Raw genomic sequence first — 15,831 nt, 5'->3', positions numbered from 1 at the left:
GATCAATTGTTGGTCTCGGCCATCTCCTGCAGCGTGGCGACACGCGAGCGGAGGTACTCGAGTTCCGGCTCGTCGAGAACCGTGCGCTGAATGCCGGCGTCGACCTGGAAGGCGGATTGGCGGTGGTCGTCGATGACCTCGACATCGATCGCGACGGCGACATAATCCTCGGCGCCGGGCATCGGATCGGCGATGACCCGCGCTCGGCCGCGTGCGCACAGGGCCACATTGCCGCCGCCCAGGATCAGCAGGGCGACGTCCGGGCGTTTGCGCAGCCGTGCCAGCGAGCCGCGATCGAACTTGAGGCTCAATAGAATTCGGCGTTCGCCGGCGCGCACCGGCCAGCTGACCGGAATGGCGTGCGGGGAGGGATCGGTGGTCACCAGAACGGCGATGGTGTCCAGCGGCCAGGTCGGTAGGGAGTCCAGTTCGGGATGCTCGGTCGCAGGCTGTTGACGTTCCCCGGCTCTGGCTACCATCTCGTCACCTCACGGTCGGCTCACGCGGCGTCGGCCGCCGCGACTGGCACCCCAGTGTAAACCGTTGTGCCGCTTACCCGCTGGGCTGCGCACTGCGGACGGGAACCGCGCTGGTGATACGGGTGCGATCGAGCGGAGACGAGTGCGCCGACGGTCGGCCGCGCGCCCGGACCGCCCCAGCCGGATCGCGTTCGAGGGGTCGGCGGGCACCGACCGGCCCTCCACCTCGGATCCGACACCGGTCGACCGGGTACCGAGCGGTGTCGGCCGCTCGGCACCCGATCGGCGGTGACGGGCACTCAGTTGAGGCTGTCGGCCAGCTGGCGCGGCTCGGTGGCCGCCCGTTGCTGCAGCAGCGAGAGGTACCGCCGCAGCATCAGTACCGCGGTCGTCGCCAGGCCCGCGGTGAGGCCCCACCAGACGCCGCTCGCGCCCAGCCCGAGCGGGAAGGCGAGCAGCAGTGCGGCCGGCAGGCCGACGATCCAGTACCCCACCAGCGACAACCGGAATCCGGCGCGGGTGTCCCGGACACCGCGCAGCAAGCCGTTGCCGATGTTCTGCGCGGCGTCGAAGAACTGCAGCACGATGGCGATCAGCAGCAGGCCGTGGGCCAGCTCGACGGTGGCGCCGTCCCGGCCGGAGAGGAACGGGCGCAGCACCGGATCGGGGGCCGCGATGTACAGCACCCCGACCAGCGCGGCGACGAGGGCGGCCTGTCGCAGCGCCAGCCAGGCCAGGTTCTGGGCGCGACGGAATTCGTCACGAGCCACGGCCCGGCTGACCAGGATCGACGCTCCGTGCGAGAGCCCCACCGCGACCTGGAACACGATGTAGACCAGCTGATACACCACGTTGTGCGCGGCCAGCGCCGCCGGGCCCAGGGTGCCCATCGCGAGCGCCAGCACCGAGAACATGCCGGCCTCGGATCCGTAGGTGAGCGCGATCGGCGTGCCGAGCCGCAATTCGTCGACGACCGTGCGCCGGCGCACCGGCCACATCCGGACCGGCAGGGTCGCGCCCAGCGTCGAATCCCGGCGCACCATCACCCAGAAGACGGCGAAGGTGACCAGGAAGACAACCGAGGAGGCGACACCGACGCCGGTCAGTCCGAGTGCGGGCAACCCGGCCCAGCCATGGATCAGTGCCAGGGCCACAACCACATTCAGCGCCACGGAGCCGAGCGTGACGAGCAGCAGCGCCTGCGGACGCCGCATCCCGACGGTGTATTGGCGCAGCACCTGGAACCACAGACACGGCAACAGTCCGGGTGCCAGCGCCACCATCATCGGCCGCGCCTCGGCCAGCACGTTCGCGTCCTGGCCCAGCCATTGCAGCGACCAACCGAGTCCGATGAGAATCGCACCGCCCAGCAGACCCGCCACGGTGGCGATCAGGAAACTCGACCGGACGACATCGCGAATCTCCTCGTCCGCCGGCCGGTGCTGTTTCTCCGCGCGGCTGACCACGGTCGCGACCTGGTTGCCGCTCGCGGTGATGAGCCCGACGCACATGGTGCGAATCTGGTTGAACAGCACCAGGGCCAACCCGCCGGCCGCCACCTGATCCACACCGAGGCTGCCCATCAACGCGATGTTGGTGGTGGAGATCGCGACCTGCGCCAGCTGGGTCAGGGCGATGGGAGTGGCGAGTGCCGTCAGCCGGCGCGCGTCGCCACGGGCCGGCACGGCGCTCATCCCGATCACCTGCCTGCCCCCGGCGCCGTTCGCCGCAGCCGTCCGGCGGAACTCATCGAACCCCCACCAGATCCCGCGGATCCGGCAGCTCCGGCGCAACGGGTGCGTAGCGGCCCAGCAGATCGGTCACCGCGTGCTCGGCAGCGCGGTCGAGCAGATCGCGATCGCTCATCCACTCGTCGTCGAAGACCGTGTCCAGATACTTCTCGCCGCCGTCGCAGACGATCGTCACAACCGTCGACCCCGGCTCGAACTCCTCGAGTCGCTGCAGCGCCACATACACCGAACCGCCCGCCGAGCCGCCGATCAGCAGACCGGACCGCTGGGCCACCGCGCGGGCGGTGGCGAAGGCGTCCACGTCCGACACGGTGACACCCTCGTCCAGCAGCGAATAGTCCACGGCGGTACCGACGGTCGCGCCGGGCGGAGTGCCGGTACCGGACTGCCAGTACGGGCCGCCCGGTCCACCGAAGGCGATCGAACCGACGGGTTCCACCCCGATCACCCGCGCGGGATGCCCGAGGTCACGCAAGCGCCGTGCGGTACCGAACAGCGACCCGCCGGTACCGACCGCGGACACCAGGATGTCGACATGCCCGAGATCGGCCAGCAATTCTTCGGCGACCGCGTAATAGCCGACCGGGTTGGCGTCGTTGTTGTGCTGTTCGGTGAAGTACGCGTCGGGGCGCGCGGCCGCCATCGCCTCGGCCAGATCCTCCCGGGCGGAGGTGGCCAGGCTGTCGTCGCCATCGTCCGCGACATAGACGAGATCGGCACCCATGGCTCGCATCGCGCGCAGTTTGTCCTTACAGGCGTGGTTGTCCACGACCGCGGTGAACCGATAGCCGCGTTCGGCCGCGACCACCGCCAGTCCCAGTCCGGTATTCCCGGATGTGGACTCGATAATATGTCCGCCATCTCTCAGCAAACCTCGGCGCTCGGCATCGAGCACCATTTCGCGCGCCATCCGGATCTTCGCCGCACCGGTCGGATTGAACTGTTCCAGCTTCAACAGCAACCGGGTGCCGCCGGACGTGACGGCCAACTCGAACAGCGGGGTGTTTCCGATCAGGTCCGTCACGCGCGTGACGATCGGCATGCGAGTCTCCTCGTCAGAGTGGTGGTGGGGGTTATCGCTCGAGCGTCCAGCGCAGCCGTGGTGGCTGTGCGGGGTCGCCGTCGGGGCTGCTCCACAGCAGCACCTTCGGCGGAATCGGTAGATCGTGGAACGCCGATTCGTTCGAATCCATCTGGTAGCCGGCCGTATTCGGATAGACGAGCAGATCGCCGACCGCGGCCGGGCGCGGCAGCGGAATGCGCCGCCAGCTGAGCATGTCCGACTCCAGGCAGGTCGCCGCGCCGACGCAGGCCGGGGTCGTGCTGCCCGCCCGCGCCGGCCACAGCACCGGGTCGGGCAGGTACTCGCTGTCGAACCACTGCTCGGACAGGCTCAGACTGCTGCCGTCGACGGTGAGCACCTGATAGGGAACAGACTGTGCCGTCCGGGTTTTCACGCCTTGAACGCGAAACACGGTGCTGCCCGCGCGATCCACCAACGCCCGCCCGGGTTCGATTGCGAGCCGGATGGCGTGGGCGCGTAGGGATTTCGATAGCTCGCCGTGCTCGAGGACGGCGGCCAGCGCGGCCGGACCGGCGGGGCGCTGGTGATAGGGGTAGTACGAACCGAACGTCTTGTCCGCGTGGAACCAGCTCGGATCGCATCCCTCGGTGAATGCGCGCCACGCCGAATCCGGCAGATACTCCACCCCGAACCCGCCACCGATGGAAATGGTGGTGACCGGATGGCCGAGAGCGCGCGCGTGCCGGCAGCGGTCGAGCAGCGCGGCCGCCAGTTCGGAGCGGGCGATCGGGTCGTAGCCGGCAAGGTGGAAGCTGAAGCCCTCCACCCGGACCGGTCCCGGATCGGTGCGTTGCAACACCGTATCCAGTTCGAGCTCGGTCATCCCGAATCGGCTGGTCGAATCGGGCGGCAGCACGCGCAGCAGCACCCGGGCGGTGACGCCGCAGGCGGTGAGCCGCTCGAGCTCGTCCGGTTCGTCGATGGCGATCAGGGCGCCGTGCCGGGCGGCCAGCCACAGCAGATCGTCGGATTTGGCCGGGCCGGTCACCATCAGATCGGGGCCGCGAATGCCCTGTGCCAGAGCCGAACTCAGCTCACCGACGCTCGCCACGTCGGCGCCGGCGCCGTGCCGGGCGCAGGCTCGCACCACGGCGGCGGACTTGTTGGCCTTCTTGCCGTAGTAGATCGCGCCGTCCACGCCATGGCGGCGGAACTGCTCGCGGAACCCGTCGATATTGGCGCCCACGCGCTCGGGATACAGCACATGGAACGGGCCGCCGATCGCGAAGGCGATATCGCCGAGCAGGTGGTGATCGGCCAGCAGCCGCCGCTCCCACTCGTCTCGGTGCGCGGGGAGCGGCGGTGCCGTGATCGAGGCGGGGTCCGGGGCCGCGGTGGTCGGCTGCGCAACCGGATCGGCGGTCACCGGGCCTGCTCCGGCGCCGGTCAATCCCACAGCGGCACCTCTGTTCCCCGGCCCTCGGCGATAGCCCGTTCGGCGAGGGCGTGCGCGACGGCGATATCGGTGAGGACCAGGCCGCTGTTGTAGACGAACAGCCGCTCGTCCGGACTCGTGCGCGCCGTGGCGCGGCGTCCGAGAATCGCGGGCAGTTCCGCGTCCACCGACCGCAGCCGCCCGTCCGGGCCCGCCATGTCGGTCCCGGTCAGGGCCATCTGCTCGGCGCTGGTCGCGATGACTCGGTCGGCGTCGGCGAGGGTCGAGGGCGCCAGCCCGTAACCCACCAGCACCGCGACCGAACCCGGTGCCAGATCAGCGGATTCGAGGGCGACCTGCGTCCCGGGACCGGCGGTCGCCAGCACCACATCGGCCGTGGCCGCCGCGGCGCGCGGATCGTCTACCACATCGAGCTCCAGATGCGGTGCGTACTCGCGCAGATGACTGCCCACGGCGGCCAGTCCGTCGGGGTGGGTGCCGTACACCATCAGCCGGTTCAGTTGCGGGTTCGCGGCGAGCAAGTGCGGCAGCGCATTCCGGCCCTGCGTGCCGGTGCCGATCAACAGCACGCTGCGCGCGCCCGGCCGGACGGTTTCGCGGACCAGCAGCGCCGACACCGCCGGGGTGCGCAGCGCGCCGACTCGCGCGCAATCCATCATCGCGATCGGGGTGCCGGTGGCGTCGTCGTACAGGGTGATGGTGGTGTAGTACCGCTTGGTGCTGCGATCGTGGCTCGGATCGAATTTGTAGGAGGTCTTCATCGCCACCACCCGGCGGCGGCCGTCGCGCCCCAGCATCGCGTACGCCACCGACCAGCCATCCGGATGCGCCACGCTGAGTTTGCGGGGGTTGTCCGAATCACCCTGCGCCAGTGCCAGATAGGCGTCTTCCACGGCACGCACCACCTCGTTGGGCGCGATCGGGACATCGGCGAGATCACTGCGGCTGAGTACGCGCAGGGGGGTGGGTCGGCTGCTCACTGCATTCCTCGGTTCACTGGTCGGTTCATCGATGCGTAATACCCGGTGCCGCAGCGGTATTCACCCGGAACGGACGCACGGTCCGCTGCCCGTATCCGCTTTCGGCGGCCTCGGCCGGTGCGCGGCGGCGGGACAGCCGGATGTTGACCCGCTTGAGCCAGCGATCGGTGCCGTCGTAGCGGGGCGTGAACGGAACCCGGCCGTGCACCACCACATCATTGTCCACGAGCAGTAGTTCGCCCGGCTCCAACACCGCGCGTCGGCAGACTCGCTCCAGTTCGGCACCGAGATCGTCGTAGGCGCAACGGTATTCGGGGTCGGCATCGTCGAGCGGGGTGTAGGCGGGGTCGTAGCGCAGGGTCGCGCCGTGCTCGCCGGCGCCGATGGTCGCCACCGGTGTGGGGCGGTGGTCGCCGAAATCCGCGCCGTAGGACACGTCCGGCAGGATCGGCAGAGTGGGTTCGGTGAGCCGCCGGCGCCGCTCGGGGCCCAACTCGACCTGGCGGATCGAGGAGACCGTGGTGCCGACCCGATCCGGATTGCGCAGACATCCCAGTAGCAGCAGATGTGCGCGGTCGGGATGGAAGGCGTCCTCGGTATGCGGACTGAGCAGCGTGGTACTGCTGGCGCCGGACTGTTCCTGTTCGTGACCGGGGGTGGGCAGGATGTTGTTGACCAGCCGTCCGCCCTGCTGTCCCTGCCAGCCGAACGGTTCACCGGCGCAGCGGGCGAGTAGCAGCATGGCGATATCGAGCCGAAACGACGCGGAGCGAGCCGATTCCGCGGCGTGGCGCCAATCCGGCGGCGTGGGGCCGAGTTCGCCGTCGAGCACCGGCAGCCGGCCGATGATCGCGGCGCCGGCGCTCGTCTCGGGTGGTCGCAGGGCGGTGCGCACGGTGGCCGGCAACGCGTCCGCGTGGGTATCGACCAGCCGGATCAGTTCCGGATCGCAGAGCGTGCGGCGCATCGCGGTCGAGCCGCTACGATCGAGTGTGACCGCGATCTCTCCCGCCGAACAGAGCACGGCCGCCGCGGCTTCGGCGGGAAGCGTACGGCGGTCGATCGTTTCGTATTCTTCGTGGTGGGGTGTCTTACGTTCGCGGAGAACGTTTTTCACCAGGAGTTCCCTTCCTCGCGCTGGGGGGTGAAGCAGGTGGTGAAGACTCGGATTGCGAAGGTAGTCGCCGCGTTGATCTTAAGCAAGGCTTACCTAAAGTACGCCGGTGGAGATAGCGTTTCGACATGGGACGGCGGTAGCTGATCGGATGCCGTGACCGCGACCGGGCGGCGTCGACGATCCGTGCCATCGCCGCGCGAATCTGGATGATGGAGAGGTGCGTTCGACAATCCCCGGTGTCCGGATCCTCGTGTGCGCCGCCGTCGCGGCGGCGGCACTGCTGTCCGGATGTGCGGGAACCGATAACCTGCCGCCGATTCCGGACGGCTTCCCACCCGGTGCGGGCGCGCCGGTCCCGCCCATCGATCTCGATGCGCCGGGGCGCAGTGCCGAACAGTTGCGCGGCTGGGCCGAAGGGCAGTCGGATGCGCTCGGAATTCCGACGGTCGCGCTGGAGGCCTACGGTTACGCCGCGGCGGTCATGGCGCGTTCGCGCCCGGACTGCGGAATCGGCTGGACCACGATCGCCGGGATCGCGCGGGTGGAGAGCAAGCACGGCAGCCACGGCGGCTCCGAACTCGATGCCGACGGCGAGGTGCGCCCGCCGATCCGCGGCGTTCCGCTGGACGGATCACCCGGCGTCGCAAGGATTCTCGACACCGAGGCGACCGCCCGCACCGGTAATCCGGTGTACGTGCGCGCGGAGGGTCCGTTCCAATTCCTGCCCGAAACCTGGCAGCACTGGGGTGTGGACGCCAACGGTGACGGGCGTGCCGACCCCGACAACATCGACGACGCCTCCCTCACCGCGGCGCGCTACCTGTGCGCCAGCGGCGGCGATCTGCGGACCGCGGAAGGCTGGCAGCGGGCGGTGCTGACCTACAACCAGTCCACCACCTATATGGCGACCGTGCGGACGAAGGCGGCGGCCTACAGCGTGGGGCGCCGCGCCTAGGACCTGCGCTCGCGATCCGCGCGGGGCGGGATCCGGGGGCGTGAGGTTCGTCGCGGGAGGACCCGATTGCGGTGGATTCTGTTGTTCCCGCGAACGACCACCACCGCGCGCGGACCGGTGTCGTGCGACCCCGACCGCACCCATTAGGCTCGCAGGCGCACGGGCCCGCCGTGCGACCTGCCCATGGACGGCGGTGGGCAGGGCCGATTGTCAGCAGCCGAAGGAGTGTCGTTTCGTGGCCATCATCGAACAGGTCGGAGCTCGCGAGATCCTGGATTCACGCGGTAACCCCACCGTCGAGGTCGAGATCGCTCTCGACGACGGCACGCTGACCCGCGCGGCCGTACCGTCCGGCGCGTCCACCGGCGAGCACGAGGCCGTGGAGCTGCGCGACGGCGGCGACCGCTACGGCGGCAAGGGCGTCCGCAAGGCCGTCGAGGGTGTCCTCGACGAGATCGCACCGGCCGTGATCGGCCTGGACGCGGTCGAGCAGCGCACCGTCGACCAGGTGCTGCTGGATCTGGACGGCACCCCGGACAAGTCCCGCCTGGGCGCCAACGCGCTGCTGGGTGTGTCGCTGGCGGTGGCCCGTGCGGCCGCCGAATCCTCGGGCCTGGAGCTGTTCCGCTACCTGGGCGGGCCGAACGCGCATGTGCTGCCGGTGCCCATGATGAACATCCTCAACGGTGGCGCCCACGCCGACACCAGTGTCGACGTGCAGGAGTTCATGATCGCCCCGATCGGCGCGCCCACCTTCCGCGAGGCGCTGCGCTGGGGTGCTGAGGTCTACCACGCCCTCAAGGCAGAGCTGAAGTCCAAGGGACTGTCCACCGGTCTCGGTGACGAGGGCGGTTTCGCCCCGGATCTGGCCGGCGGCACCCGCGAGGCGCTGGACCTGATCGCCTCGGCGATCGGCAAGGCCGGCTACAACCTCGGCAGCGACGTCGCACTGGCGCTCGATGTCGCCGCGACCGAGTTCTACACCGCCGGAACGGGCTACAAGTTCGAGGGCACCGAGCGCACCGCCGAGCAGATGGCCGAGTTCTACAACGAGCTGCTGGGCGCGTACCCGCTGGTCTCGATCGAGGACCCGCTGTCGGAGGACGACTGGGACGGCTGGGTCGCGCTGACCGATCTGATCGGCGACAAGATCCAGCTGGTCGGCGACGACCTGTTCGTCACCAACCCGGAGCGGCTCGAGGACGGCATCGCCAAGGGCGCGGCCAACGCGCTGCTGGTGAAGGTCAACCAGATCGGCACGCTGACCGAGACGCTGGACGCGGTCGAGCTGGCCCACCGCAACGGCTACAAGACCATGATGAGCCACCGTTCGGGCGAGACCGAGGACACCACGATCGCCGATCTCGCGGTCGCGGTCGGTAGCGGTCAGATCAAGACCGGCGCTCCCGCCCGCAGCGAGCGCGTCGCCAAGTACAACCAGCTGCTGCGCATCGAGGACGCCCTCGGTGATTCGGCTCGCTACGCCGGTGACGTCGCATTCCCCCGGTTCGTCTTCGAGGGGTAGTAGCCTCGTCAACGGTTGTGCCGCGCGGGGCCGGTCGACACAGCGGCCGGTCACCGCGCGAAACCGTTGCGCTGTGCGGTCGAGTCGCAGCGCCGCGACGGCACGGATCGGCAGTACCGCTGCCGGACTGATGGGCAGCACCGCTGCGGAACCGATGGGCAGCACCGCTGCTGGACCGATGGCAGCACCGCTGCGGAGGCAGGCGATTTCGAGGTGTGGGGATGACGGAGCGACGGGCTCGCGGTACCAGTCCGGCAGGACGCGGTGACCGCCGCTCGGCGCGGTCGCCCCGGCCGGAACGCGGCGCGACCGGATCCGCCCGCACAGCCGCGGGCAGGCGTGCCGCGCAGCGGCGTTCGACCACGACCAAGGCCGAATCACGCACCGCGCGGACGAAGTCGAAGAAGTCCGAGGATCGCCACGATCGCCGCATTCTGGGCTTGACGACCGGGCGCGCGGTGGTGCTGGCCGCCGTGCTGTGCGCCCTCGCGCTGACTCTCGCCGTGCCGATGCGCACCTATTTCAGTCAGCGTTCGGAGTCGGCGCAATTGGCAGAGCAGCGCCGCGATCTGGAAAGTGATCTGGCGCGGCTGCGCGATCGTCGCGCGCAGCAGGAAGATCCCGCCTACATCCGGTCCGAGGCCCGCGACCGTCTGCGGCTGGTGATGCCCGGCGATACCGCCTATATCGTCCAGGTTCCCGGTATCGAGCAGCCCGCAGTACCGGTGCCCACCACGCAGGCCCGCCGCCCCGACCCCTGGTACACCCAGCTCTGGCGCAGTATGTCCGAGCCCCAACCACAACCACAACCTGCCGCCCCGCCGGCGCCCCCGCCACCACCCCCGCCCAGCCCCGAAGGAGAACCCCGGTGACCGACCCCGCTACGCCTCGGCCCGAACCACCGGCCGGCGCGGCGAACGCTCCCGAGCGCGACCCCGATACGGCGCCCAGCGCGGCGGATCTCGAGATCGTGGCGCGGCAGCTGGGCCGGCCGCCGCGCGGGGTCCTGGCGGTCGCTTACCGCACCCCCGACGGTCAGCCCGCCGTGGTCAAGACCGCACCGCGACTGCCCGACGGCACCCCGTTCCCGACCCTCTACTACCTGACGGATCCGCGCCTGACCGCGGAGGCGAGCCGGCAGGAAGCCGCCGGGTTGATGCGCGGCATGACCGAGCGGCTGGCCGCCGATCCCGAGCTCGCCGCCGCCTACCGTGCCGCGCACGAGAGCTATCTGGCCGAGCGCGACGAAATCGAATCGCTGGGAACCGATTTCAGCGGCGGCGGAATGCCCGAACGGGTGAAATGCCTGCACGTGCTGATTGCTCATTCGCTGGCCAAGGGACCGGGGCTGAATCCGCTCGGCGACGAGGCCGTCGCACTGGCCGCCGATACCGGTCTGCGCGGCACCGCGATTCCCGAGGACTGGCCGAAATACGAGCAGTACCAACCGAATACCGATGCGGGAGACACTGATGAGTGACCGGGTCGCCGCCGTCGACTGCGGAACCAATTCCATCCGGCTCCTCATCGCCGATGTCGGCGGCGACGGCCGGCTCACCGATGTGCATCGGGAGATGCGGATCGTGCGGCTCGGCAAGGGCGTCGACGCCACGGGGGAGCTGAATCCGGAAGCGATCGAACGCACCCGCCTCGCCCTGCACGACTACGTCGACCGGATGATCGAGACCGGCGTGAGCCGGGTCCGGATGGTCGCCACCAGCGCCACCCGGGACGCGCGCAATCGCGACGACTTCTTCACGATGACCGGGGTCGAACTGGGTCGCGTCGTACCCGGCGCGCAGGCCGAGGTGATCACCGGCGACGAAGAGGCCAGGCTCTCGTTCGCCGGTGCCGTCGGCGAATTGTCCAGTGCGCAGGGGCCGTTCGTGGTCGTCGATCTGGGCGGCGGATCTACCGAGGTGGTGCTCGGCGACAGCTCCGGCGTGCAGGAGGCCTACTCCGCCGATATCGGCTGTGTCCGGATCACCGAGCGCTGCCTGCACGGGAACCCGCCCACCGGAGAAGAGGTCGCCTCCGCTCGGTTCTTCGCCTCGCAGCAGCTGGCCCAGGCCTTCGGCGTCGTGCCGGTCGAGCGCGCGCACACCTGGGTCGGTGTGGCCGGCACGATGACCACGATCGCGGCGGTGGCCCTGGACCTGCCGGAATACGATTCCGACCGAGTCCATCTGACCCGCCTCACCTTCGATCGGCTGCGCGAGGTCTGTCACCGCCTGATCGGGATGAACCACGACGAGCGTGCCGCCCTCGGACCCATGCATCCGGGCCGGGTGGACGTGATCGGCGGCGGTGCGGTGATCACCGAGGTACTGGCCGACGAGCTGGCCCGGCGCGCGTGCATCTCCGAACTGATCGTGAGCGAGCACGACATCCTCGACGGAATCGCACTGTCCATCGCCTGAGCGGCGGGTGGCGCGGTCCGGTCGACACCGCGGCGACGGCGGGGATCGTGCCGACATCCCCGTCCGATCGGCGATTCGCCCGATCGGAGTACCCCGTTGCTGGACAATTGCGTCTCATGAGCAGGGTGGAACCCGTCCCGGGGGAGCAGGCAGCGGCCGGACCCGAGACGCGCACGATATTCGGCCATCCCATCGGACTGGTCAATTTGTTCGGAGTCGAGCTGTGGGAACGGTTCTCGTTCTACGGCATGCTCACCATCCTCGGGTACTACCTGTACTACTCGTTGACCGACGGCGGGCTGGGACTGGAGAAATCCACGGCCACCGGAATCGTCGGCGCCTACGGCGGGCTGGTGTATCTGTCCACCGTGCTCGGCGGCTGGCTGGCGGACCGGCTGCTCGGGATGGAGCGAACCGTCTTCTACGGCGGTGTGGTGGTGATGGCCGGCCATATCGCGCTGGCCGTCCTGCCCGGACTGACCGGGGTGGGCGTCGGTTTGGTGCTGGTCGCGCTCGGCTCGGGTGCGTTGAAGGCCAACGCCTCCTCCCTGTTGGGCACCCTCTACGAGAAGGGTGACGCGCGCGCGGACGGTGGTTTCACGCTGTTCTATCTCGGCGTCAATCTGGGTGCCTTCGTCGGCCCGTTGATCACCGGACTGCTGCAGACCCATCTCGGTTTCCACTACGGATTCGGCGCGGCGGCGATCGGGATGGCGCTGGGCCTGACGCAATACGTGATCTTCCGGCGCAATCTGGGCACCCACGGGCGGGAAGTTCCGAACCCGTTGCCGCGCAGCGCGATCGGCAAGGCCGCCGCATTCGTGCTGGTGATCGCGGTCGTGGTCGCCCTGACGATCTGGGCCGGGTGGGTGCGATTGTCGAATCTGTCCTGGGTGACGACCGGCGTCATCGCGGCGGTATCGATAGTCTATTTCGGATTGATGTTGACCAGTCCGAAAGTGGTTGCGGTGGAACGAGTCCGGGTGCGGGCCTTCATACCGCTGTTCATCGCCAACGCGGTGTTCTGGTCGCTGTTCCAGCAGATCTTCACCGTGCTGGCCGTCTACTCCGACGAGCGGATGAACTGGACCCTGTTCGGCTGGACGGCGCCGTCGAGCTGGATCGGCTCCGAGGAACCGGTCTGGATCATCGTGTTGTCGCCACTGTTCGCGATGATGTGGACCCGCTTGGGCAACCGGGCCCCCACCACACCCCGAAAGTTCGCCTACGGCGTGCTGGGGATGGGTGCTTCCTTCCTGCTGTTCGTCCCGCTGGCGGCTTTCGACGACAAATCGGTCCCCGCCCTCCTGGTGTTCGTGATTCTGGCCGGATTCGCGATCTCGGAGCTGCTGTTGTCTCCCATCGGCCTCGCGGTTACCACTCAGCTCGCTCCCGAGGCCTTCCGCGCCCAGATGATGGCCCTGTACTTCTTCTCCGTCGGCATCGGCACCTCGATGTCCGGCGTGCTGTCCGAGTTCTACGACACCAGCCACGAAGTCGCCTACTTCGGCCTCACCGGCCTGGTCGCGATCGCCGTCGGAATCGCCGTGTACTTCCTGGCTCCGCAGGTCAGCCGCCTGATGGAAGGCGTTCACTGAGCAAATCCCCGGACAATTCCGAGACGGACGTACGACTTAGGTACGCTATCCCAGCCGCCCCCGTAGCCCAATTGGCAGAGGCAGCGGACTTAAAATCCGCACAGTGTCGGTTCGAGTCCGACCGGGGGCACGTACTGCGTCGACACAAACGACGCCCGCTGCCTGCGTGGACGTTTGTTGTGTAGTGGTCACGGGGGCGGTGATCCTTTCGGCTGCTTGGGCGATGTCGGGGATCTGGTCGGCGGGCAATGTGATGGTGATGGTCACCTGGTTTCCGCTGTCGTGTAGCCGGACACTGAGCTGGGTGATCTCGAACAGTCGCCGAACCAACGGTTCCGGTGCGGCGGTGAGATTGAGCGCGAGGTGCGGCAGGGCGTCCAGCAGCGTGATGTCGGAGGTGCTGGGGCGGCCGCTGCCCGCTTCATCGGCTGCGTCGAGTTGAGCTACGGCGGACAGTGCGGTGGATTTTTCGGCGTCGAGATCGTTGTAGGTGCCGCGCAGGGCCTTGGTGAAGGGGTCGTCGGGGTCGCCGTCCTGGGCTTGTTTCAGGATCGAGTTCTGCCGTCGGGTGACGTCCGCGATGACTCGCTGGAGCCGTTCCCGTTCGGTATGGCGTTCCCGCGCGGCGCGGTCGTCGACACTGTCGAGATCTGCGGCCAGCATGTCGCGGCGGTGTGGGCCGAATACCCGGTCGGCGAAGAATCGTGTGATCGCGTCCGATACGGCGTCTTCGCGGAGGTAGACGGCTTTGGGGTGGCCGACGTACTTGTCCGCGCGGCCTCGGTTGTTGCCGCGGGGCCAGCACAGGTAGTAGGGGGAGTTGTGCCGGTGGGTGCCGAACATCCGCCGTCCGCATCCACAGAACACCATCCCCCGCAGCACGTAGGTGTGGCGCGTGGCCGGGTGCGTGTTGGGTTTGTTGCCGTCGCGGGATCCGCGCTTGACCCCTCGGCGTGCGGCGAGTTCGTCGTACATCCATTTCGGGATCAGTGGCTCGTGCGCGGGTTCGGTGGACCAGACCCACTTCACCGGGTCGTTGACCTTGCCGTGCCGGGAGCGTGAGGCTCGTCGGTTGAATACTTGGTATCCGGTGTATTTGGGGTTTCTCAGCACTTCGAACACGCTGGTCTTGCCCCATGCGCCACGGGCTCGTTCCCGGTTGGGTGGTTCGGGCGGTGGGTATTTCGTGGGGTCGGCGTTGAGCCGGTCGACGATGGTGTCGTATCCGATGCCCTCGTGGTAGCGCCACAAGGCGATCTGTGTGACGGTTTCCGCGCGGGCACCGTCCGGTTCCAGGCGGGTCTTGGTCTGGCTCTTGGCCGCTTTCGTCGGGTTCGGGTGGCGGTAGGTTTTGGCCTTGTATCCGTACGGGGGCTTGCCGATGTTCCATCCTTCGCGCACGTGCGTGCACAGACCGCCCCAAGATTGCTCGAGGGTGTTGAGGACTTCGTATTCGGCGACGGACTGGTTGATCCGTCGTTGCAGGATGCGCTGGGCGCGGCTGCCGGACAAGGTGATCGGCTCGTTGGCCGCGAACAGCGGTACCTCGGCGCGTTCGAGTTCCCGCTCGATCGACAGGCCCTCGAAGGTGCGCCGAGCGACGCGTGACACCGATTCGCAGATCACAACGTCGAACCGGCGGCCGGGGTTCGCTGCCTCGTCGAGTAGGTCGGCGACGCCGCCGTCACGGGCGATCGGGATGTCGAACCGCTCGTAGCCTGTCCCGTGGCCGCGTGCGGCCAACTCCATGCGACCGGACTCGACGTCGTAGAAGTGCGCGCTGATGACCCAGGATTCGGGTATCGCGGTTTTGCAGTTCGCCAGCTGTCGCATCATGGATTGGCGCGGGTCTTGCTGGTCCTCGGTGGAGGTACGTCCGAGGAATGCCACCCGGACCTCGTCGCGCAACACTGCGACCGGCACGCCTAGCGGGGATACCGCGTAATCGGATAAACCCGATGGCCCGGAGACGGGCACGCTCGCGGGCAGCGATGCGGACCGGTGGGTCAATGCGGGTGCGGGTGGGTTGACTGTCGGGTTGTCCGAGGTCATGCCGCGGCACCACTCTCGGTCGAATCATCGTCGCGGTGCTGCGCGGCCCAGTCGAGAAGCTCCACGAGTACGCCGGCGAGTTCGCTACGCAGGCGTTCTGCTTGCGGTCCGCGGACATATCTGACGTGGCCGGAAAAATGCCGTTCGCCCCGACGTTTCCCGTATTGGGAGTAGCGCCAAACCGGCTCGTCGGATGCGGCTTCTGGATTTCCAATGTGATTGTGGAATGCCGTTCGCCGCAGTGGAATCACTACCGCGTCCCGGTCATCTGTCGGGTGAGGCGGGACAACGGCGGGTAGGTCGTCGCCGGGCTCGGGGTGGGTACTGGCTTGGTGGGCATGGGGGGACATGAGCGCCTTCCTGTACCGGAGTGATGGTCTCGCGAGACCGGTTGAAGGTGGTCTCGACAGGTGATTGAAGACGTGGTGGGTTACATGAGCGGCTCCGGGCTGATCGAGAGAGGTGTTCACTTGT

The 15,831-nt window shown here is 68.4% G+C and carries 12 protein-coding genes, 1 tRNA gene and 1 pseudogene; 7 read left to right on the top strand and 7 right to left on the bottom strand.

Annotation, left to right across the window (positions count from 1 at the left end):
• Positions 1-2: 2 nt before the first annotated feature.
• The 6 genes from ON37_RS21450 to ON37_RS21425 all read right to left on the bottom strand — a co-directional run bounded on the left by ON37_RS21450 (position 3) and on the right by ON37_RS21425 (position 6,807).
• A complete protein-coding gene (locus ON37_RS21450; RefSeq protein ID WP_040721764.1) occupies positions 3-479 on the bottom strand; it encodes a hypothetical protein in 477 nt (158 codons plus the stop codon).
• Between the two features lie 299 nt (positions 480-778).
• Positions 779-2,173 carry an MATE family efflux transporter gene (locus ON37_RS21445; RefSeq protein WP_040721843.1) on the bottom strand — a complete coding sequence of 465 codons (1,395 nt, stop codon included), beginning with the start codon at positions 2,171-2,173 and terminating at the stop codon, positions 779-781.
• Between the two features lie 52 nt (positions 2,174-2,225).
• Positions 2,226-3,272: a PLP-dependent cysteine synthase family protein gene (locus ON37_RS21440; RefSeq protein ID WP_040721763.1), complete on the bottom strand. Its 1,047-nt coding sequence runs from the start codon at positions 3,270-3,272 to the stop codon at positions 2,226-2,228.
• Positions 3,273-3,303: 31 nt separating this feature from the next.
• Entirely contained in the window at positions 3,304-4,710 is a 1,407-nt protein-coding gene (locus ON37_RS21435) for a type III PLP-dependent enzyme domain-containing protein (protein ID WP_083893182.1), read from the bottom strand.
• Positions 4,701-5,690 (bottom strand): ornithine cyclodeaminase family protein, encoded by a 990-nt coding sequence (locus tag ON37_RS21430; protein ID WP_174362135.1) that lies wholly within the window; start codon positions 5,688-5,690, stop codon positions 4,701-4,703. Before ON37_RS21430 ends, ON37_RS21435 begins: the two co-directional genes overlap by 10 nt.
• A gap of 25 nt (positions 5,691-5,715) precedes the next feature.
• Positions 5,716-6,807, bottom strand: coding sequence for a TauD/TfdA family dioxygenase (locus ON37_RS21425; protein WP_051031875.1), 1,092 nt, complete (start codon positions 6,805-6,807; stop codon positions 5,716-5,718).
• Between the two features lie 217 nt (positions 6,808-7,024).
• Between ON37_RS21425 and ON37_RS21415 the strand changes: the two genes are divergently transcribed.
• The 7 genes from ON37_RS21415 to ON37_RS21385 all read left to right on the top strand — a co-directional run bounded on the left by ON37_RS21415 (position 7,025) and on the right by ON37_RS21385 (position 13,435).
• The gene (locus ON37_RS21415) at positions 7,025-7,762 is read left to right on the top strand and encodes a lytic transglycosylase domain-containing protein (protein WP_051031874.1); all 738 of its coding nucleotides are present in this window, start codon (positions 7,025-7,027) and stop codon (positions 7,760-7,762) included.
• A gap of 235 nt (positions 7,763-7,997) precedes the next feature.
• On the top strand, positions 7,998-9,287 hold the full coding sequence (gene eno, locus ON37_RS21410; RefSeq protein WP_040721759.1) for a phosphopyruvate hydratase: 1,290 nt from the start codon (positions 7,998-8,000) through the stop codon (positions 9,285-9,287).
• 221 nt (positions 9,288-9,508) lie between these two features.
• The gene (locus ON37_RS34500; protein ID WP_040721758.1) at positions 9,509-10,159 is read left to right on the top strand and encodes an FtsB family cell division protein; all 651 of its coding nucleotides are present in this window, start codon (positions 9,509-9,511) and stop codon (positions 10,157-10,159) included.
• Between the two features lie 95 nt (positions 10,160-10,254).
• Positions 10,255-10,767, top strand: a complete 513-nt coding sequence (locus ON37_RS21400) for a DUF501 domain-containing protein (RefSeq protein ID WP_040721838.1) — start codon at positions 10,255-10,257, stop codon at positions 10,765-10,767.
• Entirely contained in the window at positions 10,760-11,707 is a 948-nt protein-coding gene (locus tag ON37_RS21395) for a Ppx/GppA phosphatase family protein (RefSeq protein ID WP_040721757.1), read from the top strand. The genes ON37_RS21400 and ON37_RS21395 overlap by 8 nt, the downstream gene beginning before the upstream one ends.
• 116 nt (positions 11,708-11,823) lie before the next feature.
• Positions 11,824-13,305 (top strand): peptide MFS transporter, encoded by a 1,482-nt coding sequence (locus tag ON37_RS21390; protein WP_051031873.1) that lies wholly within the window; start codon positions 11,824-11,826, stop codon positions 13,303-13,305.
• Positions 13,306-13,361: 56 nt separating this feature from the next.
• Positions 13,362-13,435: transfer RNA gene (locus ON37_RS21385), tRNA-Leu, on the top strand.
• A gap of 635 nt (positions 13,436-14,070) precedes the next feature.
• On the opposite strand, the pseudogene ON37_RS34755 reads toward ON37_RS21385, so the two are convergent.
• A pseudogene (locus tag ON37_RS34755) lies at positions 14,071-15,054 on the bottom strand (recombinase family protein); the annotation flags it as partial.
• Positions 15,055-15,831 lie beyond the last annotated feature (777 nt).

The sequence above is a fragment of the Nocardia veterana NBRC 100344 genome, assembly GCF_000308855.1.
GTDB lineage: Bacteria > Actinomycetota > Actinomycetes > Mycobacteriales > Mycobacteriaceae > Nocardia > Nocardia veterana.
Note: the sequence above shows the minus strand (reverse complement) of the source record. Positions and strands in the feature narration are given on the sequence as shown.